Origin of the sequence: Flavihumibacter petaseus NBRC 106054, from assembly GCF_000974785.1 — a bacterium.
In the GTDB taxonomy this organism is placed as follows: Bacteria; Bacteroidota; Bacteroidia; order Chitinophagales; family Chitinophagaceae; genus Flavihumibacter; species Flavihumibacter petaseus.
This window is the reverse complement of record NZ_BBWV01000002.1, coordinates 969,668-994,040: the sequence shown is the minus strand read 5'-3', so window position 1 is coordinate 994,040 and position 24,373 is coordinate 969,668. Positions and strand designations below refer to the sequence as shown.

At 49.9% G+C, this 24,373-nt stretch carries 21 protein-coding genes and 2 tRNA genes; 12 read left to right on the top strand and 11 right to left on the bottom strand.

Annotation, left to right across the window (positions count from 1 at the left end):
* Positions 1–99: 99 nt before the first annotated feature.
* The 5 genes from FPE01S_RS14245 to FPE01S_RS14215 all read right to left on the bottom strand — a co-directional run bounded on the left by FPE01S_RS14245 (position 100) and on the right by FPE01S_RS14215 (position 4,905).
* Positions 100–2,238: a DNA translocase FtsK gene (locus tag FPE01S_RS14245; protein WP_046369593.1), complete on the bottom strand. Its 2,139-nt coding sequence runs from the start codon at positions 2,236–2,238 to the stop codon at positions 100–102.
* Complete coding sequence (locus FPE01S_RS24955) at positions 2,235–3,179, bottom strand: AAA family ATPase (protein ID WP_169749170.1); 945 nt, start codon at positions 3,177–3,179, stop codon at positions 2,235–2,237. The genes FPE01S_RS14245 and FPE01S_RS24955 overlap by 4 nt, the downstream gene beginning before the upstream one ends.
* 318 nt (positions 3,180–3,497) lie before the next feature.
* Positions 3,498–3,570, bottom strand: a tRNA-Phe gene (locus FPE01S_RS14235).
* A 458-nt stretch (positions 3,571–4,028) separates the two neighbouring features.
* Entirely contained in the window at positions 4,029–4,439 is a 411-nt protein-coding gene (locus tag FPE01S_RS14225; protein ID WP_046369591.1) for a hypothetical protein, read from the bottom strand.
* A gap of 229 nt (positions 4,440–4,668) precedes the next feature.
* Positions 4,669–4,905, bottom strand: coding sequence for a hypothetical protein (locus FPE01S_RS14215; RefSeq protein ID WP_046369589.1), 237 nt, complete (start codon positions 4,903–4,905; stop codon positions 4,669–4,671).
* Between the two features lie 437 nt (positions 4,906–5,342).
* Here FPE01S_RS14215 and FPE01S_RS14205 point away from each other — a divergent pair, with 437 nt between their 5' ends.
* From FPE01S_RS14205 to FPE01S_RS14185, 5 genes are all read left to right on the top strand, one after another.
* Positions 5,343–5,822 (top strand): hypothetical protein, encoded by a 480-nt coding sequence (locus FPE01S_RS14205; RefSeq protein WP_046369587.1) that lies wholly within the window; start codon positions 5,343–5,345, stop codon positions 5,820–5,822.
* 171 nt (positions 5,823–5,993) lie between these two features.
* The gene (locus tag FPE01S_RS25900; RefSeq protein ID WP_157474030.1) at positions 5,994–6,515 is read left to right on the top strand and encodes a hypothetical protein; all 522 of its coding nucleotides are present in this window, start codon (positions 5,994–5,996) and stop codon (positions 6,513–6,515) included.
* 1 nt (position 6,516) lies between these two features.
* A complete protein-coding gene (locus FPE01S_RS14195; protein ID WP_046369585.1) occupies positions 6,517–6,906 on the top strand; it encodes a hypothetical protein in 390 nt (129 codons plus the stop codon).
* A 10-nt stretch (positions 6,907–6,916) separates the two neighbouring features.
* Entirely contained in the window at positions 6,917–7,342 is a 426-nt protein-coding gene (locus FPE01S_RS14190) for a hypothetical protein (RefSeq protein ID WP_046369584.1), read from the top strand.
* Positions 7,343–7,533: 191 nt separating this feature from the next.
* Complete coding sequence (locus FPE01S_RS14185) at positions 7,534–7,935, top strand: hypothetical protein (RefSeq protein ID WP_046369583.1); 402 nt, start codon at positions 7,534–7,536, stop codon at positions 7,933–7,935.
* A gap of 314 nt (positions 7,936–8,249) precedes the next feature.
* Here FPE01S_RS14185 and FPE01S_RS14180 read toward each other — a convergent pair whose 3' ends face one another.
* Together FPE01S_RS14180 and FPE01S_RS14175 are read right to left on the bottom strand one after the other, a co-directional pair.
* Positions 8,250–9,392 (bottom strand): site-specific integrase, encoded by a 1,143-nt coding sequence (locus FPE01S_RS14180; RefSeq protein WP_046369582.1) that lies wholly within the window; start codon positions 9,390–9,392, stop codon positions 8,250–8,252.
* A 123-nt stretch (positions 9,393–9,515) separates the two neighbouring features.
* Positions 9,516–9,588 (bottom strand) — tRNA-Lys (locus FPE01S_RS14175).
* A gap of 655 nt (positions 9,589–10,243) precedes the next feature.
* Between FPE01S_RS14175 and FPE01S_RS14165 the strand changes: the two genes are divergently transcribed.
* The 5 genes from FPE01S_RS14165 (at position 10,244) to FPE01S_RS14145 (ending at position 17,669) form a co-directional block, all read left to right on the top strand.
* Positions 10,244–11,053 (top strand): SDR family oxidoreductase, encoded by an 810-nt coding sequence (locus tag FPE01S_RS14165; protein WP_046369580.1) that lies wholly within the window; start codon positions 10,244–10,246, stop codon positions 11,051–11,053.
* A complete protein-coding gene (locus FPE01S_RS14160; RefSeq protein ID WP_046369579.1) occupies positions 11,053–11,874 on the top strand; it encodes an SAM hydrolase/SAM-dependent halogenase family protein in 822 nt (273 codons plus the stop codon). Before FPE01S_RS14165 ends, FPE01S_RS14160 begins: the two co-directional genes overlap by 1 nt.
* A gap of 63 nt (positions 11,875–11,937) precedes the next feature.
* Positions 11,938–14,976, top strand: coding sequence for a glycosyltransferase family 117 protein (locus FPE01S_RS14155; protein WP_046369578.1), 3,039 nt, complete (start codon positions 11,938–11,940; stop codon positions 14,974–14,976).
* A 63-nt stretch (positions 14,977–15,039) separates the two neighbouring features.
* On the top strand, positions 15,040–16,137 hold the full coding sequence (locus FPE01S_RS14150; protein WP_046369577.1) for a vWA domain-containing protein: 1,098 nt from the start codon (positions 15,040–15,042) through the stop codon (positions 16,135–16,137).
* The gene (locus tag FPE01S_RS14145; protein ID WP_046369576.1) at positions 16,137–17,669 is read left to right on the top strand and encodes a MoxR family ATPase; all 1,533 of its coding nucleotides are present in this window, start codon (positions 16,137–16,139) and stop codon (positions 17,667–17,669) included. Before FPE01S_RS14150 ends, FPE01S_RS14145 begins: the two co-directional genes overlap by 1 nt.
* Here FPE01S_RS14145 and murB read toward each other — a convergent pair.
* Positions 17,666–18,688, bottom strand: a complete 1,023-nt coding sequence (gene murB, locus FPE01S_RS14140; protein ID WP_046369575.1) for a UDP-N-acetylmuramate dehydrogenase — start codon at positions 18,686–18,688, stop codon at positions 17,666–17,668. The genes FPE01S_RS14145 and murB overlap by 4 nt on opposite strands.
* A 12-nt stretch (positions 18,689–18,700) precedes the next feature.
* Here murB and FPE01S_RS14135 point away from each other — a divergent pair, with 12 nt between their 5' ends.
* Positions 18,701–19,390, top strand: a complete 690-nt coding sequence (locus tag FPE01S_RS14135; RefSeq protein WP_046369574.1) for an NAD(P)H-binding protein — start codon at positions 18,701–18,703, stop codon at positions 19,388–19,390.
* Here FPE01S_RS14135 and priA read toward each other — a convergent pair.
* Genes priA through FPE01S_RS14120 form a run of 3 tightly spaced genes read right to left on the bottom strand, consistent with a single transcriptional unit; the run spans position 19,365 to position 22,950 of the window.
* Complete coding sequence (gene priA / locus FPE01S_RS14130) at positions 19,365–21,845, bottom strand: replication restart helicase PriA (RefSeq protein ID WP_046369573.1); 2,481 nt, start codon at positions 21,843–21,845, stop codon at positions 19,365–19,367. The two genes, FPE01S_RS14135 and priA, sit on opposite strands and share 26 nt — an antisense overlap.
* The gene (locus FPE01S_RS14125; protein ID WP_046369572.1) at positions 21,842–22,564 is read right to left on the bottom strand and encodes a lysophospholipid acyltransferase family protein; all 723 of its coding nucleotides are present in this window, start codon (positions 22,562–22,564) and stop codon (positions 21,842–21,844) included. Before FPE01S_RS14125 ends, priA begins: the two co-directional genes overlap by 4 nt.
* Before the next feature lie 2 nt (positions 22,565–22,566).
* Complete coding sequence (locus tag FPE01S_RS14120; RefSeq protein WP_052955788.1) at positions 22,567–22,950, bottom strand: DUF4258 domain-containing protein; 384 nt, start codon at positions 22,948–22,950, stop codon at positions 22,567–22,569.
* Between the two features lie 30 nt (positions 22,951–22,980).
* On the opposite strand from FPE01S_RS14120, the gene mtaB reads away from it, so the two are divergent.
* Complete coding sequence (mtaB, locus tag FPE01S_RS14115; RefSeq protein WP_046369571.1) at positions 22,981–24,255, top strand: tRNA (N(6)-L-threonylcarbamoyladenosine(37)-C(2))-methylthiotransferase MtaB; 1,275 nt, start codon at positions 22,981–22,983, stop codon at positions 24,253–24,255.
* Positions 24,256–24,373: the final 118 nt, after the last annotated feature.

The window sequence follows — 24,373 nt, the reverse complement described above, 5'->3', positions numbered from 1 at the left end:
AAACAACCGTAACTCTGTCGCCAGCTGCTGCATATTGACGTTTGCCAGTAAAACTGAACACGTCTGCGGGGAGGAGGAAACTGTCCTGGGGCTTCATGTCTATTCCACTACAATGATTTCCTCACCGGTGTCACTCACAGCTGTGATCTCGCTGGGTTTTACATAATAAGCCTGGAAGCGAACGGTATCCTTATACTCCGGAGATTTGATCAGGCCGTCACCGCTGCCCGCAAGGGATTCAGCGCCAGATTCGTCAAGAACGACGCGGGAATCAGCCTCTTTGGGCACGCGGAAACAAACCTGCACGGGGAAATTGACTTTCGCATCACCAGTGATAACCTTAACAGAGGCCCGTTGAGTGGCGGCAACAATCCGGAACCCGGATGAGCGACCTTTCTGCAGTAGGATCCGGAGGTTTTCTTCCAGCGGCTTGCGATCGCCGACGTGCTCACGGTGTTTGATGGGAACGCCCTTGGCATTGATCGTTACTATTTCCTCATAAATCCGAAGATCTTTTGCTTTGGCTGAGTTGGCCAGGGCGTCAGCAAACTCGTCGAAAATCACCAGTGTGGACCTGTTCTGGCCAGTCTTCACCCGGCCCTGCATGTCTTCTACCAGCTTCTCCATAGCCTTTTCGATATCCTCGATATCGTTGTACACTTTAACATTGCGCCGGTGGTTGTAGTCGGTGAATTCGAACTTAGGATCGAATACGACGATCTCCTTGACGCCGGCGAGATGGCCATACTCCAGAATGGATTTCACGAAAACAGACTTACCAGATCCTGTTGCGCCGCAGACCAGCATGTGTGGCGTAGAACTGTTGTCCAGATCCCAGGCAACTACATTGTCAAAGTTGTCCTTGCCCAGTGGAATCCTCCGGCCAACCAAGGCAGACCGGTCAAAGAACAGATCCCGGTCACGCTTCTTGACGAAGTCCACAGCCAGGTAGGATTTTCCTTCGTGCACCACGAGATCCTTGGAGATTCGCACACTGGAAACGTCCAGGGCATTGGCAATATCCAGGCGATGAGACTGGATCGATGCCAGCTTTACACCAGCGGAAACCTCCAGGAGGTAGGTGTTGCTGGAATAACCTTCGAACATATGGGCAACCCGGATTGCTGTTCCGAAGCTGCGCATAACGTGCTCAATTTTTTCAGCTTGTGTCATGTTCTTGTTGCTTAAATCGTATTGGATGAACGCCGAGGCGTTTTCCTTGAATTTTTTGATAATGTTGGGGGTAACGATTGTTAGACTTGAGTCCTTGATCCGCTTCAGGCGCCTGGCTACCAGGTCCTTTTTCGATTCCTCGACATTGAAATCTTCCACTTCACAGATCATTGTCCGGCACCAGAAGTCGTACATTTCAGCGCGGTCCACATAATTATCCGCCTCATTGATCAGGTAGATGTAATCCGGATTTGATATGGCTTCCAGCATGCGCTTCAGCGGTTCGTAAAGCAGCGCTTCATACAGCCGGCGGGTGTTGAGGTCCATTTCCACCTTGAACTTCCGGAGCTGGGCAGACTTATCCTTGTTCACAGAGCTTTTATTCTCCACGAACCACACTTCATCTATCGTCCTGCCTGAACGCGCTTCGTAGGAAGTGACGTAGGTGATCGCCTGGGTACCGATACTCAGGGCTATTTCATCGTCATCCGTGTAGGAGGTCTTCGACTTGTGGTCAACGATCACGGTTTTACCTTCCGTGGTCAGGATAACAAGGTCAATCTTCCCATGGCATGGCAGGGGGATATCCACGCCGTTGATGGTCAGAAATTCGTCAATACTAACCTCGACGTCCAGGATCTCCTGCATGTCATCCAGATAGACTCCGACTTCCACTATGAAGTTCCGGAGCAGTGTGGAAGCAACTGAGCTTGCTTTCTTCTGGCACTCTTCGACGGTTTGAGTTGTTTTTCCGAGCTTCCACACATTGGCGGAAACACCATCGATATACTGAAATGCACAGGCTTCCAGCTCAACCACATCCAGCAGCAGGCCCTTCTTATCCCGGATAGTTTCGAAGAAGTACTGGAGCGCGGTATGGTATGCGTTGCCGGCAACAGAAGTCGCTGATTTCTTCCCATATAGCCCGAAAATGTGATTCATCTCGAAACCTTTTTCGTTACGGGCGAAGCTGGTCACCTTAGAATAGCTCCAGCTATCCATCAGGTAATTACTGAACAGTTCTTCCTGCTCTTCCGGTTCGAGGTCTCTGTATTTATGGCTCATGGCAGCTCAGGGATTTTTTCGTTCTTCATATTCTTTTTCAGGGTGTCCTGCGGAGTCTCCCCACCCTCTTCTGCCTGGCGCTCGTATTCCAGGGCCGCTTCCTTGCATATATTCTTGTGTGCCTCGAGCTTCTTTTTCATCGCAGGGGTCAGGGCATTCCAGATGGCGATCACACCAGCCAGGCCGAACTCACAGGCCATGAGCATCTCTGACTTTATACGGGTAATCTCAGGATCTTCCTTTTCGCCGGTATTGATCCAGTCAATGATCTTCCGGCCGGTGGCTTCTCCCAGGTAACCTTTACCACTTCCGAAAGCCTCGAAGAGGAATGCCGGCATCTTCAGGAAACGCTGCGTTTTTCCCTCATTTTCCATCAGGAGCGAAGCCGTCATCTCGAACATGAAGTTTTTCTCACATACCGGCTGTATGCCCAGGGAAACCGGTTTATTTGGATTCTTGAAGTCGGTTTTTTCGCGAGCACGAAGGCAGCAGATGATGTTCATATCACACTGCAGCAGGGTATTCATAAAGCTTTTATGCTCCCGTTTGGCGCCGATCCAGTTCGCCATCTTCTTGTCGTTCTGTAGCGCCGCGTTGGCGATATCGTCACAGCCACCCTCACCTTCCCATTCATGTGAAACGCTATCGATTACCAGGACCTTAACCCCGGCATTCTGAAATTCCTTTATCGCTTCGCTGTAGCGTTTGGGTGAGAACGGCGGATACAGATCACCGATCATGAAGTCGCCGTCGAGGATGTCAGCATAAAGGGATCCGCGTTTGTTTTCGGTATCCAAGAAGCCGATCTGACTGGGCTTCTCAACCATGCCACGGGCGATCTTGAGCGCCGTGTAGGTCTTTCCGGAGCCAGAGACACCGGCAATGCCAATGATGGCTTTGCTGCCGCCTCTTTTTGCTGGTCTGATGTCTAAGATTCCCATACTTTTGTTTTTTCTTTTTGTTTTTTTTGCCCTGTTAGCGCAGGGCATTTTTTATTACGCCCTTTTCAGATCCTGTTGAATCAGCTCCCGTAGGCGCCGGGTCATTGTTGTTTTCTCCATTTTGCATTTGAGTTTGAACTGCTGGTGCAGGAACTTTGAAAACTTTATGTTCACTGTAGTGAAATTTGCTGGAAGTGAAACAGCCATTTTACTTTGATTTGCTTTGTGAAAGCAAGGGGGCGCTGTTCTTAACTGCACTTAAAGTTTTCAGCGCCTTCCCTCGCTTACCTCAGTGATCGGACTGAGGTGCTCCGTTCGCGGACAAGACCGGATTCGAACCAGTGACCACCAGATTTTCAGTCTGGCACTCTACCAACTGAGTTACCTGTCCGTATGACGGCCACATGCAAGGCCGTCATGCTCGTTTAACAAAAAACCGATGGAAAGAACTGCAACGATGATAGGCTCACCGTCAAGCCACAGATTTTAAAAAGGAGCCCGGATGGAAATCACGGGCGTTTTAACCCCTAAACCCTAAACCATAGAAAAACTTCAAAACCTTAACCTGGTAATAATTTATCGTCATCGTTACTTGTGATTACATACCAGCCTAACACAATCACTGCAAAAGCCAATATCTCATTCATAGCCTGGAGTTTTCAACGAACCAATCCCCATCATTCTCCTCTTTGTACCTCGGTGCCAACCAGTCCGAAAGCCTTTTGGTTACATAATCGAACACAATTCGAAACACCACGATCAACTCAATCACCCCGTAGATAAAGGCAATCGCTACTGCCATTGATACATAGATCGCTACGGTCGATCCTATCACAAAGCCAAGCATTGTCAGCAAGGCGTGCACGTCGTTTTGGAATTCCATGAAAGAACTTGTTTGAGGGTTTCCGATCCAATAATTTGTTCTGTCACAGGGTAGTTGTCTCGGGCCATATCTGCCACGGTACTGAACACCAGTTCGGTCGAATACCGTTGATCAGCGGCCGCCATCCGGATGATATCAGCGATCACATTTCCACCTTCGATCGACGCCAGCATATCACGCACCTTCAGTTCTGCATAATTGTTCATTGCTGCAGCATGCGCATCTTCCCTCAGCTTCACTGGATCAGCGAGACAATCGATGTAGTCCAGCGGGATCTTGATATCCATCGCCTTCCCGAAGACATGATCCACCTCAGCGAGAACAGCATGTTTCGGCTGTCCTACCAGGTAAGGAGATATGTTAATCGCATAGGTCATAGCGTTCAATTTGAAGCATGGTTATTAAATCCTCCAGCCCTTCCCGCATTTCCGGGTTGCAGTGTTGCAGAAGCAGCGTCAGGTGAAATATGCGTCGACCAAGAGTGCTCATTTCTTCAGGTAGCTTTTTCCGTTTGGATATCCCATGATCCCTCCACAAGGGCCACAACTGTTCAGTACCAGGCATACTATTCCCAGGACGATTGCCATCATCAATTTTTTCATGAGATTATCCTTGAACTTTTAGGTATTTCTCCGGGATCGAATCGAGATCATATGAAATCGACTTTCCGTATCGTTTGAATTGTATTGCCCCCATTTCCCGCATTGCCCTCAGCCGGTTGTTATCCCAGCCTGTAAGTTTCGCCAGCTCCTTTCCACTGACCCAAGACTTGGCCTTTTTCCCCGTGCCCAGCAGTTGATCCAGCTTCTTCTCTATTCTCTCCAGGCGCTGTTCGGTTGTCATAGTTGCATTTATGGGGTCAAAAAAATCCTATGTTTTTCTACCGGTCTTGTGCAACCGGATTTTTCCATTTTCAGTCTCTGATACTCAAGCTGATATCAATTTGTCCCTGTCTTCTATCCGTTTCCGGAAGAACTGTATCAATCGTACCGCAGTGTCCAAGTTCCTGCCCTTCCCCTTGAAATAACGAGTGATCGTTTGAGTCGTCATATCCATGTCCTTGATGGCCTCGGCCCTATCCTCGTCCGTTACATTTATGAGAAGTCCCTTCAGTGTAGCCAAAGCTTTGTCGAGTTGGGTCGTATTACTATCTTGTGTTCCTGTCATTTCCGTTTAATATTCGTTTCATGTTAATGACAGAACAAATATAAAAACAGTTCTAGAACTGTTCCAAATATTTTTGCTCATATTTTAGAACAATTTTTACAACGCTGTTGCAAATGTCCAAGAGCATTTATAAATCGGTTGATTTTGAGCAATTTAAGCGGGATGTTTCCTACCTAAATCTAGAGAATCCTGTGACAGCGATTGCGAACGAATTGGTGATTTCCAAGGGAAATGTGAGCAGTTATATTAACGGCAAGATCCCACTGGCCCCCAGCTTTCTAGAAAAGTTCTATAATAAATTCAATATCTCTCCTGGTGTGGGTGGCCCGGCTGATGAAAGCAAATCAACTGATTGGCAAGCTAAATATATTCAGCTTCTCGAGCAGGAGAATGCGAATAAACAACGTGTGTTGGAATCGTTTGGCCCTAGTTTAGCCAAACTGATCGAAGGCCACCAGGACACACATAGGTGGTTGCGGGCCCACGTTCAACACGAGGCAATTGTTCGTGCGAAGGGAGATCCGAAGGCTGTACAGAACGAGCTGGAGCAAATAAGCAGAATCTTACTCGATCTGGCAGCGGATAAGATATGAACGGGCATCTGCCAGGGTAGCGGCATCCAGGACAAGGAATGAAAGGCATAGTTTAGGGTTTGATGACGTCTGCTGAATGGTGCCTTTCTTAGGATGGGAGTTCAATATAGATGTTTACTTTGTTGTATTCAATAGGTGAAATCACCCTTTCTTATAATTAAACCTTAAATAATGAGAAGAGTACTGATCCTGCCTTTTCTGATTTTGATAACACTAAATACTGTCGCTCAAAAGTCATATATGTGGTGTCCAGATCCAATTACGGCATCGCCCAGGACAACTCTTCCGGTTGCTAAAATTTCGGTATCATTTACAGATGGAAGAGTATTTTCTGGAAAAGTTAAGGGTGAATGTTCTTCTTCAGAATATCAAGTGATACTTACCAATTTCTTGAAATCAGCTTGGCCGAATGCAACTTTCACTGACTCAACATCAGCTGATATCATGCTGGCAATTACCCTGGAAGAATATAATACAGAATTCTATACTGGAGTTTGGAATGGCAAAAGCCAAATCAGTGTGAAGACAGCTGATAAAAGGAATGGGACGATCCGAATATTCAGCGACATGGCCACTGCGGAACGAAAGTCCGGAAATGCTTTGGGAACGTCCAACGGCAAAAAAGCTCAACAGAAAGCCTTCGCAGATTGTTGCTCGGATCTACTAAACAAGCTATCTGACCACTTTCTTTGATATGGCGTTAGATCCAATCAACAAATTCTACTCCTTAAATGACATGGCCAGGTGGCGTGACCAGTGGTTCGTGATCGGTTATGAGATAAGACTTTCGAACAAACAGGACATGAATTGTCAGATCTGCCGGCACCTGCAGGGAATCTACCCGAAGGAGTTTACTTACCTCGGCGGGTGGCACGAGGGATGTCGATGTATCGCACTTCCGATTCTGGAAGATGAAAAAACCCGGGACCTTATGCTTGACTATTTATTGGGGCTTAAGAAGGAGAAACCGTTCGTGAGGTACTTCTCCATGATCCCAACCACGGCCAAGCGCTGGATCGAGAGCAACAGGCAACTGGTGAAACACCAGGAATGGTACTCGCTTAATATTAAGTTCTTTTCCTAAATCTTAATCGATGCTCACTCCAGAAAATAAGGACCATTTCCTTGGTCAAACGATTACAGATGGTGTTTGGTCAATCGAATACCATGGTCCTGACAATCAGTTTTTACCGCTGGCCGCCGTTCTAATGGCGGATGGATATATTATGGAGGTTTCTAGAAACCAAATAGGGAGAGTTTACAAAGCAACAATTAGAGGAGAGGGCTTCATTGCTAAAGGTGGCTATCAGGCTCAAGCAGCTGAATTGGAGAAACAAAAACAATTACAAGAAATCCATGCCCACCGCCAGCTGCAGTTGACGGATCTCCAGATCCAGCAGCTCCTAGATCTGCCGGAAGAGAACCGGTCGACCAGAAGGCTTTCAAAAATTGCTATTGGGATATCAATTTTGGTTTTGGCCTGGGAAATCTTTAAAGTAATCGTCCTCAAAGAAAAGTGAGTCCTTAAAATCACCAGATTATCCCTAATAAGTCACCAAAAATACACCAGCTAATCACCATCATGTTGACAATTTTATGACATTGGATTGTCATAAACAATATTCAACACTTTGATTATCAGCATTTAACAGTAGCTTGTATGATAATTGAAATTATTCTATTTAATTTGCAATGCAACTCAACTTTGACTATGGCACAAATGCACCTAAATATTACGGGTGAGCAAATCGATCACGAATCTCTTTCTATAAATTATAGTACAAAATTAGTCAAAGCAAAACTGAAAGTCTTTTTCTTCAAGGATAAGGATACACAACAGAAAGTTTTCTATGTTCCATCGTTGGAGGTTACAGGCTATGGCACCGACGATCAGGAAGCCCAGGCAATGGTCATTGATTCTATTAACGACTGCTTTTTTCATTTGGTTAATCTTCCTAAAAAACAGTTTGAACGCGAACTACGGGATCTAGGTTGGAAAGAAAATAAAATCTTTCACAAGCAATACTCGAAAATGCTTGTCGACGTCAAAGGAGTTCTGAAAAACTTTAATGCAGAAGAAAATACCGTTGGAAGCCTTACACTTGTTGCCTGATGGCCTATAAACCGATTCCAACTTCTTGCTGGTTGGCTTTTTTACAATTACATGGATTCAAATATGACAGGACAAGGGCCAGTCATTCCAGCTATACCAAACCTGGTTATAGAACTATTGTGGTTCGAAAGGCCGACAAAGATGTGCCCGCACTGCATTTAAAAACTTCATGTCGTTCCATGGGAATTTCAATGGACGAACTCTACGCATGGGCGTCCGAGAACTGTTAATGATCTCTTTGCTGGCCATGGATGGATGCCATTGGAGGGTAAATTTCGTCTTCCTACGAAGTAATCAATGAAGAAGTAAAATATTCAAAGTCCTTTCCAAGCCTTCTTAACTTCCTTTTCGATCTTGACATTTGTTACCTTATAGTAGGTTTCAGAGCAAACTTGGACAGTAATACCCATCAGTTCAGCGCAGACTTCACAACTTATTCCTCGCTCAGCACACATCGTCACGGCGAAAGTGTGCCGCGCGCAGTGAGTGGTAATGTGCCGGGTAATGCCTATTTCAGGTAGGATCCGGCCAAGTGATTCGTTTATCTGTTGCTCATACTGGATGCATGAATTTTCAGCCAACAAGGGCAATATCCGGGAGAGTCCGGGCGGTACCGGCATCGTAACCCAGGTTTTGTTTTTCCTGGCTACCGTCCTTACCCAGCCGTCCCGCACAGCTTCGTCCTGATCAAACGTTTTCCAGTCCGATACGCGAAGGCCGGTGTAACAGCCCAGCAAAAAGTAGAGGGCTGACGAAAGGGACGCTCCAGACAGATGCTTCAGATGTTTTTCAATCTTCCTGACCTCTTCGTGAGACAGGAATTCCTTCGGCCTGGAATTCTCCTCCGGAAGTGAAAAATTATTGAATGGGTAGTAATCAGTCGCGCCCTCTTTTTTGGCCGCATTGAAAACCGTTCTGATATGCCTTAATAGTATACGAGTGTAACCGTCCGACATCTCAGCTGCCCGAAGATGAGCTTCATATTTTCCAAGCAGCTCCGGTGTTATTTCTTCAAAAGCTATCGGACCTTTGATAAAAGAATTGAAGTGTTTGGTATGGGAGACATAGTTAACAATGGTTCTGTCGTTCTTCCGAGCCTTACTGGCTGCAATGAATTTTTCTGCGAATTGAAAGAAATCCTTCCCTCCTTTTCCGGGAGCTGCAGCAGCCCGCTTAACAGAAACTGAAGTAACCAGCTTTCCGGCCACACGATCATCAACAATTTTTTTCAAAGCATCGGCCTTGATCAAATCCAGATCCGAGTTGATGAGTTTTGCATGATCGCTTGCGTCCCGAAGACATTCGTTCCTTGCATCCCACATGCGAGCTGAACAATACTTGCCAGTGGCCAGGTAGTTGCGCTTGCCATCAACAGTGATGCGTAAGTAAATTGGATGCAGTCCGTTTTTGTTTGTCTTGTGTTCCTGGAGAACAAGGGCTACTGAAGACTTTGCCATTATGGTAACGAATAGGTAACAAAAAATAGCACTTTATAGCCATAAAAGCACATTTATCGACACCTATCTACATAGAAAAACCCGCCTTGATGGCGGGTTTCCTAATTTCCTCTGTAAATCCTGTGATCCCGCTGGGACTCGAACCCAGGGCCCATACATTAAAAGTGTATTGCTCTACCAGCTGAGCTACGGAATCATTCCCGTTTGATTTGGGAGTGCAAAAATAGGGATAAAACATTTACTCCCAAATTTTTCTGCAAAAAATTTCATCAACCTTTTAAAGAACAATGATTTCGCCTCCGGCACATCGCCTGCAAAACTATGTCACGACTGCATCACAACCACTTAACATCGCCAACATTTTTTTTTCAAAACTTCTCTCTTAACATCCACCGCTCACCAACCCCACCTCACGCGACTAATCAACTTCACGCTACACTCACCAACGCTCCAAACCCATAATTCATTATATCAACTTCTCTCCCACAATCACCAACCCGCACACCAACATCCCTCTTAACTTAACTTCTCTCCCTCAATCACCAATCCGCACACCCATATCCCTCTTTACTTCAGCTTCTCTCTACACCAACCCCCACACCCACTTCACGTACTGTATTAACTTCTTTCTCTGCGCCTTTGCTCCTCTGCGCGCTTTGCGTGAAAAAAAACAGACCAGCGTGAACCGGGAGCGCCAGCGACCCATACACCCCAGCAAAAACCAACCCGCGAGAAACGACCGGCCGCCTTCCACCCAGACGTTCCAACCAAATTTCATTCCTCCCGTGAACCACCTTTGCGGGCCTGTAAATTTTTGGCTAGGTTTGTGCCATTAATTCTCCAGGAACTTTATGTCTTCATTTTTTACCAATAAGGTCATCGCCATCACCGGCGGCAGCGAAGGAATCGGAAAAGCACTGATTGATGCACTCGTGCCTTTCGGCGCCCGGATTGCCACTTGCGGCCGGAACTACGATAAGCTCTATAACCTGCAGATGGAATATGCCAATGTGATGATGCACACCGTAGTGGCCGACGTCAGCAAGGAAGATGACTGCCGTAAATTCATTGAATCAACGATTGACACTTTCGGAGACATTGATATCCTGATCAATAATGCCGGTGTATCCATGCGCGCCCTTTTTGAAGACGCGGAGATCGAGGTATTCCGCAAAGTGATGGATGTAAACTTTTTTGGTGCGGTATACTGCACCAAGTTCGCCCTGCCCTCACTGATCCGCAAGCAGGGTGTGGTGGTGGGCATTTCTTCTATCGCCGGTTACCGCGGGTTGCCAGGCAGAAGCGCGTATTCAGCCTCCAAATTTGCCCTCCAGGGCTGGCTGGAAGCCCTCCGTACAGAAATGCTCGACAAACAGGTGCACGTCATGTGGGTAAGCCCTGGCTTCACCACCAGCAATATCCGCGTCGCCGCCCTGAACGCCAAAGCAGAAGCCATCGGTTCCACTTCCATGGACGAAGCTTCCATGATGCCGGCTTCCGAATGCGCCGACCATATTCTTCACGCCATCGAAAAACGCAAACGCAGCGAAGTACTCACTTTCACCGACAAGCGAACGGTGTTCATGAGCCGCTTTTTTCCGTCCTGGGCTGACAAGCTCACCCACAAGTTTTTTTTCAAGGACGGTAAACTGGTGAAGTAGTGGCGCTGATCACCCTCACCTCCGATATCGGGACGCAGGATTTCCTGGTGGGCGCCGTAAAAGGTCAGTTGCTCCGGACCGATCCCGCATTCCAGGTGGTGGACATTACCCATACTATTTCCCCCTTCAACTACCCGCAGGCGGCCTATATCTGCCGGAACGCGTTGCAGCAGTTCCCGGACTTTACTTTCCATATCGTGCTGGTCAACCTGTTTGAAAAAAAGCCCGACCAGCTGCTCCTCGCCTTCCACCGGAATCAATACCTCCTTTGTGCCGATAATGGCCTGCTTACCATGATCCTGGAAGAAAAACCCGAGGTCGTCATGGGGCTGCCCGCAGGCAACCAGGAAACCAGGAACACCCTGCACTGTGTCAGGATCATGGGAAATGCTATCCGGGACATCCAGCAGGGAAAACCCCTGCTCCAGATCGGGATACCCGATGTCCCCTACGTGGAAAAGAATCCGCTCAAACCCCTGCTCAGTGAAGCCTGGATTGAGGGACAGATCATATATATTGATAATTTTGAGAATGTGGTGGTCAATATCACCCGTGAAGCCTTTGAATCCCAGCGGAAAGGCCGCCGCTTCCAGATCGTTTTCAAGCGGGATGAAGTGATCGACCGGATCTCCGAAACCTATGCCGACGTACCCGAGGGGGAGAAACTGGCCCTCTTCAATTCAGCCGGTTACCTGGAAATCGCCATCAATAAAGGAAATGCTGCCGGTCTCTTCGGCCTGCAGGGCTATCTCGAACAGACACAGAACGCCTACCTGCAAAACAGGCTTTTTTATCAGACTGTAAAGATCTTTTTCCAATAAATCCCACATATTTGCCATCCGCGCAGCCCTTATATTTGCTGCGCATTTCTAAACCAATGCTTTATGAACTTTAAGAGAGTGAACAATATCGCCGGCTGGATCATTTGTGCGATAGCCTGTGTGGTATACCTGATGACCATGGAAGCCACCGCCAGCCTGTGGGATTGTGGCGAATTCATTTCCAGTGTATACAAACTGCAGGTTCCCCACCCGCCCGGCGCTCCCCTGTTCGTATTGCTCGGCCGCCTGTTCATCGTGATCTTCGGCGGATCCAACCCGGCAATCGGCGTGAACATCATGAGTGCGCTCAGCAGCGGGTTCACCATCCTCTTCCTGTTCTGGACCATTACCCACTTCGCCCGCAAACTGATGGCACCGGGTAATACTGAACCTACCAGTCAGAATACCATTGCCATCATCGCCTCCGGCGTAGTAGGTGCATTGGCCTATACATTCTCCGACTCCTTCTGGTTCAGTGCTGTTGAAGGCGAAGTATATGCATTGTCTTCCTTCTTCACCGCTATCGTATTCTGGGCCATCCTGAAATGGGAACACAGCGCCGATGAACCCGGCGCAGACCGCTGGATCATATTCATCTTCTTCATGATGGGTCTCTCCATCGGTGTACACCTGCTGAACCTCCTGACGATCCCCGCGATCGTCCTCGTATACTATTTTAAACGTTACCAGCCCACCACCAAAGGCACCATCTGGGCCTTTATCATCGGCTGTATCGTTACCGGATTTGTTCAGGTAGTCGTGATCCAGTGGACAGTGAAAGCAGCCGGCTGGTTCGATATCCGCTTCGTGAACACCCTGGGCATGCCGTTCTTCAGCGGCTTTATCTTCTTCTTTATACTGCTTTCTGCCCTGCTTTGGGGTGGCCTGCGGTACGCCCGCAAAAAACACTGGAATTTCCTGCGCCTCGGCATCTGGTGCGCCATCTTCATGCTGCTCGGTTATTCCAGCTACGTGACCACGATGATCCGCTCCAATGCCAACCCGGCAGTGGATATGTATAACGTTGACAACCCCAATTCACTGGTAGGTTACCTCGGCCGTGACCAGTACGGCGATTTCCCATTGCTGTACGGACAGGTCTTCACCGCCAGCCCGGATGACTACAAGGAAACCGGTATGAAGTACACCAAGGGAGCCGATCGTTATATTGAAACCGGCCAGGACATCAAAGCCACGTACAAGCCGGAAGACATGATGCTCTTCCCCCGCGTATGGGACGCGAGTAACGACCAGGGGCATGCGAATTTTTACAAAGACTGGCTCGGTCTCGCCGACGGCGAAAGACCAACCATGGGCGATAACTTCCGTTTCTTTTTCTCCTACCAGCTGAACTGGATGTACTGGCGCTATTTCATGTGGAACTTCGCCGGCAAACAAAACGATATCCAGGGCTTCGGTAATGTGCGCGACGGAAACTGGATCACCGGCATCTCTCCGTTTGACAACGCTCGCCTCGGCAACCAGGGCGCCATGCCGGAAAGCATCAAACACAACAAGGCCAACAATAAACTGTTTGCCCTGCCCTTCCTGCTGGGCATATTCGGTGCCGTTTACCAGTATTTCGCCAACCGCCGCGATTTCTGGGTAACTGCAGCGTTGTTCTTCTTCACCGGTATCGCCATCGTGTTGTACCTGAACCAGCCTGGTAACCAGCCCCGTGAACGGGACTATGCCTATGTGGGTTCTTTCTATGCTTTCGCGATCTGGATCGGCCTTGGTGTATTGCAGGTGCGCGAATGGATCCGTAAAAAAGCCAGCGAATCCACTTCCAACTGGTCAGCCGCAATCCTTTGCTTCCTGGCTGTTCCCGTGATCATGGGCAACCAGGAATGGGACGACCATGACCGCAGCAAAAAAGTACTGGCCCGCGATCTCGCAAAAGACTACCTCGAAAGTTGTCCGCCGAATGCGATCCTCTTCACCTACGGTGATAATGATACTTATCCTTTATGGTATGCGCAGGAAGTGGAAAATATCCGTCCTGACATCCGCGTGATCAACAACAGCCTGTTGGGCATCGACTGGTACATCAACCAGCTGCGATACAAGGTGAATGAAAGCGCCCCCATCGATGTGATCTGGTCAGCAGATCAGATCCGAGGCCGCAACCGCGATTATGTGGTATATAATCCACGCACTGATGTGAACCAGGACAAATTCTATGACCTGTACGATGTACTGAAAAATATCGTGGGCAGTGATGATCCCGCCTTTAAAGTTCCCCTGCAGGGCGGTGAGACCATCAACTATCTCCCGGCGAAGAAATTTGTATTGCCGGTAGACGAACAGCTGGTGCGCAGCAACGGCACAGTGAATGCAGGCGACAGCGTGCTGAGCCAGGTACCGGTAGTGATCCCAGAGAACAGGAACACCCTGCTGAAGAACGACCTGGCCATCCTGACCATCATCGCCGCCAACAAATGGAAACGACCCATCTGCTTTACAGCACCTTATACTGCATCTGAACTCGGCTTCGGCAATTACATGCGCAAAGACGGTCTTACCTACCGCCTGGTACCGGTATCCAACAACACCGGCATGAATACCGACTGGATGGTGGATAAGCTGAAGAACAAGTTCGGTTTCGGCAGCGCAGATATTCCGGGGGTATATTTTGATGAGCAGAACAGGCTTCATCTGAATACCATCCGCGCAGCCTTTGCCGATGGTGCTGCCAGCCTTGCTGATGCCAACCGTAAAGATGAAGCCAAACAGGTGCTGGACAAGGCCGATAAAGGCATCCTGACCACGAACCTGCCGTATGCGATGGTGAGCAAGAACAACCAGCACAATTATTTTAACTTCAAGTTCCTGGAAGCCGCTTATAAGGCGGGTCATACTGAATTGGCAGACCGTGTGTCCAAAGCTTTACACAAAGATTTTGAACAGCAGATGGCTTATTACAACCAGTTAGGTGACAGCAAGCAGGATGGTCTCCGGAATGAGATCGGCGCAACCCAGCAGCTCATGCAGATGCTGACCGCGCTCGATGCGCAATACAAGGGTGGCAGTTCGCTGAAACCTTCCCTGGAAGGCAGTGTACCGATCGGTCCGGCGACCGATTCCCCGGCAAAACAATAACGCATCAAGCAGGGCTGAACACCAGCCCTGCTTTTTTGTTATATTGTGTCAGAGGAGGTATTTATGAAGGGATATCTGTTTACGGGCTTCCGCCCGGAAGATGAGGGAAAGTCCAAATTTGACCAGTTGCTGGAGATCTTCATGCAGTTGCTCACCTACACCAATGGCGATGTAGCGGAAGCATTGCAGTGGCTCAACCAGCTCGACAGGGAATACGAGCTCACGAATTCCGAATACGGCATGGGTGACTTCATCGACGACCTGAAAGACAAAGGGTATATCGATGAGAATCCCGGCAATGGCAGCATTAAGATCACACCGAAAACAGAACAGGGGATCCGCAAGCGGTCACTCGAAGAGATTTTCGGTAAGCTGAAAAAAACCAGGCAGGGCAATCACCAGACTTTCAAGCCCGGCCAGGGTGATGAGATCAATCCCGAAACGCGGCCTTATCGCTTCGGGGATATGGTGGAACAGATCGACTTCACCGAGAGTATCCGCAATGCCCAGATCAATCATGGCATCGATGCATTCAACCTGAGAGAGGAAGATCTGGAGATCCGGGAAACCGATTTCAAGGCACAGACTTCTACGGTGCTGATGATCGATATTTCGCATTCCATGATCCTGTACGGGGAAGACCGGATCACTCCGGCAAAGAAAGTTGCCATGGCCCTGAGCGAGCTGATTACAACCAAGTATCCGAAAGATACGCTCGACATCGTGGTATTCGGCAATGATGCGTGGCCAGTAGAGATCAAAGACCTTCCCTACCTGCAGGTAGGCCCCTATCATACCAACACGGTAGCGGGACTCGAACTCGCGATCGATCTCCTGCGGCGGCGGCGCAACCCGAACAAGCAGATCTTTATGATCACCGATGGTAAACCCACCTGCCTCAAGCTGGGCAAACGGTATTACAAGAACAGCTTCGGGCTGGATCGCAAGATCACCACGCGCTGTCTCAACCTTGCGGCCCAATGTAAAAAACTGAAAATCCCCATCACCACTTTCATGATCGCATCAGACCCTTACCTGCAGCGATTTGTGAATGAGTTTACAGAAACTAACCAGGGCAAAGCCTATTTCGCATCCCTGGATCATCTCGGCGCTTTCATCTTTAAGGATTTTGAAAGCGGAAAAAGGAAAACTGTGTATTAATGAATCAGAACAAGATACTGACACTTGGACAATTGAAAGCTTCCGGATATGTAAGCAGATCTGTGAAAGACGAGATCCGCTCCAACCTCGTAAAAGCATTAAAAGAAAATACGCCCCGCTTCGATGGCATCATCGGTTATGAAGATTCCGTGATCCCGGATACAGAGCGCGCGCTGCTGAGCCGGCACAATATACTTTTCCTGGGTCTGCGCGGGCAGGCAAAAACAAGGATGGCAAGACAGATGGTCAACCTGCTGGATGAATACATCCCGGTGATCGCAGGCTCGGAGATCAATGATGATCCCCTGAACCCGATCTCGAAACATGCGCGCGAACTGGTGGTGCAACTAGGCGACGACACGCCCATTCACTGGCTGCACCGCAGTGAACGCTACGGGGAGAAACTCGCAACGCCCGATGTGAGTGTCGCTGACCTGATCGGCGATATCGATCCCATCAAAGCCGCCAACCTGCGACTGAGTTTTGCAGACGAAGGCGTGATTCACTATGGCATCATTCCGCGGAGCAACCGGGGCATCTTTGTGATCAACGAACTGCCCGACCTGCAGGCACGCATCCAGGTATCGCTGTTCAACATCCTCGAGGAAGGCGATATCCAGATCCGTGGGTTCAAACTGCGTATGCCGCTGGATATCCTGTTTGTGTTTACCGCCAACCCCGAGGACTATACGAACCGCGGCTCTATCGTGACGCCGCTGAAAGACAGGATCGAAAGCCAGATCCTCACCCACTACCCGAAATCCCTCGAACATTCGCTGGCGATCACGGAGCAGGAAGCCGATGTACTGGAAGAGCAGATCAGCCGCGTGCATGTCAGTGACCTGGTGCGCAAACTGATCGAACAGGTTGCTTTTGAAGCGAGAAACAACGAGTACGTGGACAAGAAAAGCGGCGTGAGTGCGCGCCTGACCATCAGTGCGTATGAAAATGCCGTCAGTGCTGCCGAACGCAGGGCCATCATGAACAGTGAGGCACATACGCAGGTATGGATGGGAGATCTCGCCGGCATTATTCCTTCCCTCACAGGCAAGATCGAACTGGTGTATGAAGGCGAACAGGAAGGTCCCTTCCAGGTGGCGATGAACCTGCTGGACAAAGCCGTCCGCTCGCAGTTCGTGCAATATTTCCCGAACCCGGAGACCATGAAAAAGCGGCGGTCCACCGGCAAGGAATCCATGCGGGAAGAAGAAAACCCTTACCGTCCCATTACACGCTGGTTTGATGCAGGCAAACACCTGGACATGCCGTTCAATACGACCGATAAGGAAAAGGAGATCAAATTATACGAAGTAGACGGGCTGCATGCGCTGGTCAAGAAATACTTTCCCAAGGCGGGCACCCGTGATACGGTATTGCTGATGGAATTTGTGCTACACGGCCTTGCTGCCTATTCCATGATCAGCAAGAAGATGACGGAAAACAAGATCGAGTTCAAGGACCTGATCGGCTCCATGGTGAACCTCGGTACTACCGTTGAAGATGACGATGACTTCGACAGCGAGGACAACTAGATAATATTCACTTCCCGTTCCAACACAACGCCAAAGCGAAACTGTACGCTGTCCAGGATCTCCTGGCTCAGCGTATAGATTTCCTTTCCGGTGGCATGGCCATAGTTCACCAGCACCAGCGCCTGTTGGGCATGGCAACCGGCATCCCCACGGCGGAAACCTTTCCAGCCACAGGATTCAATGAGCCAGCCGGCAGCCAGTTTCACCTGGTCATGGGGTAAGGGATAACCGACAATCTCCGGGAACCGTTCCTGCAGGTCGGTAAACACCGCCTTATCAACAGCGGGATTTTTGAAGAAACTGCCGGCATTCCCAATGACGGCAGGATCAGGCAATTTGGATTGGCGGATCCGGATCACCGCCTGCGACACCTCTTTGATGCCTGGCTCGTGTACCCCCATTTTTTCCAGTTCCTGCCGGATGGCACCGTAGCTGGTATTGACCACGGGATGCTTCTGCAGCCGGTAGGTGACGTTTAAAATAACATACTGGCCTTTCAGCTGATGCTTAAATACACTTTCGCGGTAACCGAAGGCACAATCCGAAGCAGTAAAGGTGTGAATCGCTTTTTCTTCCAGGTGATACGCTTCCAGGTCCCAGAAACAATCCTTGATCTCCACGCCGTACGCGCCGATATTCTGCATGGGACTGGCGCCAACATTGCCCGGGATAAGCGACAGGTTTTCGAGTCCGCCCCAACCCTGTGTAATGCAGTGTTGCACAAAGCCATGCCAGTTCTCCCCTGCCCCGGCCTGCACATATACGGCTTCGTCGTCTTCGTGCAGTTTTGCAATACCCGGAACATCATTCTTCAGTACCCAGCTTTTAACATCACTGGTAAGGAGGAGGTTGCTGCCGCCGCCGAGTACCAGCAGGGGCGAATGGTGTGCCTGTGCCGCTTTCTGTTCCAGCAAAGCTTCCAGTTCTTCGGTTGAACGGAACCGGGAGAAGGTAGCGGCTTTGGCTGCGATGCCGAAAGTGTTCAGGTTTTGCAGCGGGTAATCTTGCCATAATTCCATAATTTCAAAGTTATGGGGAGAAAAGCAACGATACTCGGCGCATCCGGATTAATCGGCGGATTATTGCTGGATGCCTTGCTGGAAGATGACTACTACGATTCCGTTCATGTGATCCTGCGTCGTTCACTCAATCAGCAACACCCCAAACTGACGGAGCACCTGATCGATTTTTCCAATCAGAAAGCATACGAACCCGGCATTGCGAGTGCAGAAACCGTTTTCTGTTGTGTAGGCACCACCATGAAAAAAGTGCAGGGTGACCGGAATGCTTACCGGGATATTGATTATGGCATTGCCGTGAATGCTGCTGAAGTGGCCGCGAAGTATGGCGTATTCGGTTATTCACTGGTATCTGCGATCGGTGCGGATCCTGCCAACAACAATAGTTTTTACCTGAAGCTTAAAGGCGTTACGGAAGAAGCGGTGAGCAAGCAGAATATACCACAGGTGCATATCTTCCGGCCATCCCTGTTATTGGGTGATCGCGGGGAAAAACGGTTTGCTGAAAACCTCGCTACCGGATTGGCCCCTGTTATCTCACCCTTACTACGTGGCCGCTATAAAAAATACCGGCCCATCAAAGCCATAGAAGTGGCCTTTGCCATGCTGGCTGCGGCTAAAGATCCGCGCAAAGGCATTTTTATCCATGAGTATGATGAGATCCGCGAATGGGCGATCAGATCGGGTCGATATCAGGCGTAACAATTACCGACTTAAAAGGTGGTTGCTGGTGAAGGTGCGCTGTCAGCAGCTGGATCTGATCCTTACATTGCTGCAGGAGATGAAGGTCGCGCGGCAACTTGATCAGGAGATCCATGATATACTGGTTGCGTACCCGGTTCACCACCGGTGCCGCCGGACCTACAAGATAAGCGCCGAAATTAGGTGTCATCCAGGCAGCAAATTGCCTTGCAGCAGCCTGCACCACATCAGCCGTTTTATGTTTGAAGGATAACTGGATCAGCCTTGTAAATGGCGGGTAACCGAATTGCTGGCGGCTGCTCATTTCAGCCTGGGCAAAAGTTTCAAAATCGTGCGCCTTAACCCAAGCCAGCACCGGGTGCCGGGGGTTACGCGTTTGGACGAGCACCAATCCCTGTTCCCCTTTCCTGCCCGAACGGCCACTCACCTGCTCCATGAGCTGGAAGGCTCTTTCATTCACCCGGAAATCAGCAAAGCCCATGATCGCGTCGGCGTCCAGGATCCCTACCAGTTGCACGTGGTCGAAGTCCAGTCCCTTCACTACCATTTGTGTACCGACGAGGATATCGATGCGTTGCTGTTCGAATAACTGGATCAGGGCATCGTGGGCATGTTTGCCTTTGATCGCATCAATGTCCATCCGGGCGACCTTGGCATGCGGGAACCTTTCTACCAGCGACTCTTCGATGCGTTCCGTACCGAAATTCTGTTGCTGGAAATCGTGGTTGCCACAGGCTTCACAGATGACCACGGGCGGGTAGATGGTGCCACAATAGTGGCACACCAGTTTGTTGTGCAGTTTGTGAAAGGTCAGCGAAACATCACAGTGTTTGCAATGGGGGATCCAGCCGCAGGACTGGCACACCTGGTAGGGCGAATAACCGCGGCGATTCTGGAACAGGATGACCTGTTTGTTCTTCTGCAGCGTTTGCGTGATGGCTTCTTCCAGCGCAGGCGACAGGATGACCCGTGATTTATCGGCCTGCCGGAGGCCCGTGGTATCCACGATGCCGATCTGCGGCATATCGATACCCGCATAGCGTTCGGTCAGCTGCGCCAGTCCATATTTGCCCTGCTTTACATTGTACCAGGATTCCAATGACGGCGTCGCAGATCCGAGCAACACTTTCGCCTGGTAGAGGGATGCGAGGAAAACCGCAGCATCACGACCATTATACCGTGGGGCAGGATCCTGTTGCTTGAAGGAAGAATCGTGTTCTTCATCCACGATCACGAGACCCAGGTCGCGGAAAGGCAGGAATACGGAAGAACGTGCACCAAGCACAATCTTCGCTTCCCCGCTTTTTACCTTGTGCCACAACTCTACTCTTTCGTTGGCATTAAACTTCGAATGATAGATCACGATATGTCCGCCGAAATGTTCACGCAACCGCCGGATGACCTGGGCCGTCAGTGCGATCTCCGGGAGCATGTACAACACCTGTTTGCCGTTGCGGAGGGCTTCTTCCATCAGGCGGATATACAGGAGCGTTTTACCACTGGAAGTAACGCCCTGCAGGAGACAGACAGCTTTCTGGGAGAACTGGTCCTGCAACTGTGCAAGAGCCGTTTCCTGGGCGGGTGTCAACGTGAAATTTATGGAGACGTTTGCCGGAAGGGACTTGAGCCGGTCGACGGTTCGCTTTTCTTCCAGCAGGATGGCTTTGCTCACCAGGCCTTTCAACTGATCGGCAGAAGCGCCTGACTTGGACAACAGGGCACTTTTGGTAACCTCTCCTTCGGTCTTTTCCAGGTGCAGGTAGGCCAGCAGCAGTTCCAGTTGTTTGGGCGCTTTGGCCGTCCAGTTGTTCAGAAGGTCTGCCAGTTTTTCGTCCGTATTGTATTGCGGGTGCAGGAGAATGAAGGTTTCTTTCTTTTCCTTGTAGGTCTGTTTCAGTTCTTCCCAGACGAGGCAGACCTTTTTCTCGAGGAGCCGCTGGATCACCGGGTAGACATGGGAAGCATCGAGCAACTGCTGCACTTCCGTGATGCGTAATTCCTTTTTGATCAGGAGCGCTTCCGCCACCACGAACTCTTCATCATCGAGGTGACTGAAATCTTCCCCGGCGGCATCGTTGAAGAGCAGGATCGTTTCGCTGCTCAGTTTGAAATGGGTGGGCAGGGCGGCCTGCATCACTTCGCCTTCACTGCAGAGATAATAATGCGCCATCCATTCCCAGAACAGCAATTGCTGGGCATGCAGGATCGGCGTTTCGTCCAGCAGGTTGAGCACAGGCTTCGGATCAAAAGCAGCCGGTTTTTTGTCGTGCAGCTTTTTGATGATGCCCGCATATTTTTTATTGCGGCCCAGTACGACTTCCACGCGCATCCCCGGCATCGCCTTATCCTGCAATTCCGGGGGCAATGCCCAGGTGAAATTGCGGGGCAATGCAAGCGGGATCAGGACTTCCGCAAACAAAACCGGTGATGGTTCAAAAGGGAGCGATTCATTCATTTCAGGTCGACCAGGTTTTTTTCCATGATGGCGTGAACATCCTGTTTCAGCCGGGCAACTTCGTTGCTGTTGTACGCTGAAGTTTCCACCATCGGTAAATATACAGCGCGGCATATTCCCGGGTTCATGGAAAACACCGATTTATAGTGCAGTCTTTTCACGGTATCCGGAAAAAGAATGGGTTGAATGGGCGTTCCGGTTTCGAGTGCAATGCGGAAAGCACCGTCGTAAAAGGACTTCAGGGGTGTTCCGGATTCATTGAAAGTACCTTCCGGAAATATAAAGATGGAAACGTTTCGCGCGAGTACCCTTTTCAGGATGGACACCGATTTCGCCCGCTGGTGGGCGTCTTTGCGATTCACCTGTACCACCGCGTTCCGGTAAACGAAACCGAAGACGGGGATCGAAGCCATTTCCTGTTTGCCCAGTACCCGCACCGGTTCGCGGATCACTTTCACGATCATGGGGATATCCAGGTAGGAAATATGATTCGCGACAAAGATGCAGGGACGTTTTTCGGAAGGTGCGGCCAGGTGGGTGACCGGCACGCGGATGCCCAGCAGGAAGAGCCAGCAATCTGCCCAGAAACTGCAGATCCGGTAGATCGCATTGCCGCCGCGGATCCTGCCAAAAAAAGAAGCGATAAAAAACGCCGGCAGCAGCAACAACAGCAACACCGTAAACAACAGGAAAGCATAGATGCTATAGATAAAGCGCATGGTCAGGGGCAGTTACAGGTGAAGTCCTGGTCGAGATCGATACAGGTGATGACGCGGGTTTCTTTGTCGCAGGTGCCTACGACGATCCGGAGATGGTGCTTGTCCTCGGGACTATAGCCTTCAACAGCAACACTGGGACAGGGCCGGTCGTCCGGGTCAGATTTCCGGTTGTTGATAGTGCCGTGTTGCAGGATATAGCGCACATCGGCCTCGGAGATCTCGCGGCATTCCATCCGGCAACGGGCATGGCGGGTGAAGGACAAATGGGCAGGATTACGGTCTTCCAGGGTAGCGTTTCCTGCCTTGTTGCCTTGCAGCAGCCTGATTATCAATACAATGGCGAGCACCACGATCAGTACCCAGCCATAGCTTCTTTTGAAACGCATAGCCTCAAATCTACGTATCTTTGCCGCCCTATGGCCGAAAAAAGAACAGTGGCGTTTCATACTTTGGGGTGCAAACTCAACTTTTCCGAGACATCCGCGATCAGCAGGTTGCTGGAGCAGGAAGGTTTTGAGAAGAAGCCCTTTGAGGAGCACGCTGATGTGTATGTGATCAACACCTGTTCGGTGACGGACAATGCCGATAAGGAATGCCGGCAGCTGGTTCGCAGGATCCAGCGGAAGGCGCCGGAAAGCATGGTCGTGATCACGGGCTGTTATGCGCAGCTGAAACCGGCGGAAATTGCCGCGATACCCGGTGTCGACCTGGTACTGGGTGCGGCGGAGAAGTTCAATATTGTTGAGCATCTTTCCAACCTGACCAAGGGAGATTCCGCGAAGATCTGCAGTTGTGATATTGAGACCGTGAGCGGGTTCAATGCGTCGTGGTCGGTGAATGACCGCACGCGGACCTTCCTGAAAGTGCAGGATGGCTGTGATTACAATTGTTCCTTTTGCACCATCCCGATGGCGCGGGGCAAGAGCCGGTCGGATTTGGTGGCGAATGTGGTGCAGCATGCTATAGACCTCGCAGCCGGAGGCGTGCGGGAGATCGTGCTGACCGGTGTAAACCTCGGTGATTTTGGCAAGGGACCGGATGGCAACAAAAAGAATTCAGAAAGCTTTTACGACCTGATCCAGCAGCTGGATGAAGTGGAAGGAATTGACCGCTATCGCATTTCTTCCATCGAACCCAACCTGCTGACCAATGAGATCATACAATTTGTGGCAGGCAGTAAGAAGTTCATGCCGCATTTTCACATCCCGATGCAAAGCGGCAGCAATACCTTGCTGGCGTTGATGCGTCGCCGTTATAAGCGCGAATTGTATGCGGACCGGGTGAAGGTGATCCGGGAGCTGATGCCGCATGCGTCGATCGGGGCCGATGTGATTGTAGGGTTTCCGGGTGAGACCGACGAGATCTTCCAGGAGACCTTTGAATTCATTCATTCCCTTGAATTGAGTTACCTGCATGTATTCACGTATTCTGAGCGGGCGAATACCGTTGCGCTGGAGATCGAACCCGTGGTGGCGGTGGGAAAGCGGCATGAGCGGAATAAAGTGTTGCGCAACCTGAGTTATATGAAGCAGCAGTATTTTCAGCAGCACCATGCGGGGCAGCAGCGGAAAGTATTGTTTGAGGGAAATGCGAAGAACGGGATGATGGAAGGCTATACCGACAATTACATACGCGTAACGACGCCTTACCGCGAAGAGTGGGTGAACCAGGTGGTAGAATGGACACTGTAGCAAACGCCATTTTTTACGCGAAATAGTTCAAAAAATATTTTGCTGAAACCTTGTAGCCCTTATCTTTGCAATCCCGTTTAACGAATGGGTAGTTATTTGAAAGTTTACTGTTAAGAAA

Coding starts and splice junctions, on each gene's coding strand:
- FPE01S_RS14125 (WP_046369572.1), bottom strand. CDS start 22,564: ATGCGCTTTATCTATAGCATCTATGCTTTCCTGTTGTTTACGGTGTTG.
- FPE01S_RS14180 (WP_046369582.1), bottom strand. CDS start 9,392: ATGGCAAAGTCTTCAGTAGCCCTTGTTCTCCAGGAACACAAGACAAAC.
- FPE01S_RS14190 (WP_046369584.1), top strand. CDS start 6,917: ATGCTCACTCCAGAAAATAAGGACCATTTCCTTGGTCAAACGATTACA.
- FPE01S_RS14150 (WP_046369577.1), top strand. CDS start 15,040: ATGAAGGGATATCTGTTTACGGGCTTCCGCCCGGAAGATGAGGGAAAG.
- FPE01S_RS14225 (WP_046369591.1), bottom strand. CDS start 4,439: ATGACCTATGCGATTAACATATCTCCTTACCTGGTAGGACAGCCGAAA.
- FPE01S_RS14185 (WP_046369583.1), top strand. CDS start 7,534: ATGGCACAAATGCACCTAAATATTACGGGTGAGCAAATCGATCACGAA.
- FPE01S_RS14135 (WP_046369574.1), top strand. CDS start 18,701: ATGGGGAGAAAAGCAACGATACTCGGCGCATCCGGATTAATCGGCGGA.
- FPE01S_RS14245 (WP_046369593.1), bottom strand. CDS start 2,238: ATGAGCCATAAATACAGAGACCTCGAACCGGAAGAGCAGGAAGAACTG.
- FPE01S_RS14145 (WP_046369576.1), top strand. CDS start 16,137: ATGAATCAGAACAAGATACTGACACTTGGACAATTGAAAGCTTCCGGA.
- murB (WP_046369575.1), bottom strand. CDS start 18,688: ATGGAATTATGGCAAGATTACCCGCTGCAAAACCTGAACACTTTCGGC.
- FPE01S_RS14165 (WP_046369580.1), top strand. CDS start 10,244: ATGTCTTCATTTTTTACCAATAAGGTCATCGCCATCACCGGCGGCAGC.
- FPE01S_RS25900 (WP_157474030.1), top strand. CDS start 5,994: ATGAGAAGAGTACTGATCCTGCCTTTTCTGATTTTGATAACACTAAAT.
- FPE01S_RS14155 (WP_046369578.1), top strand. CDS start 11,938: ATGAACTTTAAGAGAGTGAACAATATCGCCGGCTGGATCATTTGTGCG.
- FPE01S_RS14120 (WP_052955788.1), bottom strand. CDS start 22,950: ATGCGTTTCAAAAGAAGCTATGGCTGGGTACTGATCGTGGTGCTCGCC.
- mtaB (WP_046369571.1), top strand. CDS start 22,981: ATGGCCGAAAAAAGAACAGTGGCGTTTCATACTTTGGGGTGCAAACTC.
- FPE01S_RS14195 (WP_046369585.1), top strand. CDS start 6,517: ATGGCGTTAGATCCAATCAACAAATTCTACTCCTTAAATGACATGGCC.
- priA (WP_046369573.1), bottom strand. CDS start 21,845: ATGAATGAATCGCTCCCTTTTGAACCATCACCGGTTTTGTTTGCGGAA.
- FPE01S_RS14215 (WP_046369589.1), bottom strand. CDS start 4,905: ATGACAACCGAACAGCGCCTGGAGAGAATAGAGAAGAAGCTGGATCAA.
- FPE01S_RS14205 (WP_046369587.1), top strand. CDS start 5,343: ATGTCCAAGAGCATTTATAAATCGGTTGATTTTGAGCAATTTAAGCGG.
- FPE01S_RS24955 (WP_169749170.1), bottom strand. CDS start 3,179: ATGGGAATCTTAGACATCAGACCAGCAAAAAGAGGCGGCAGCAAAGCC.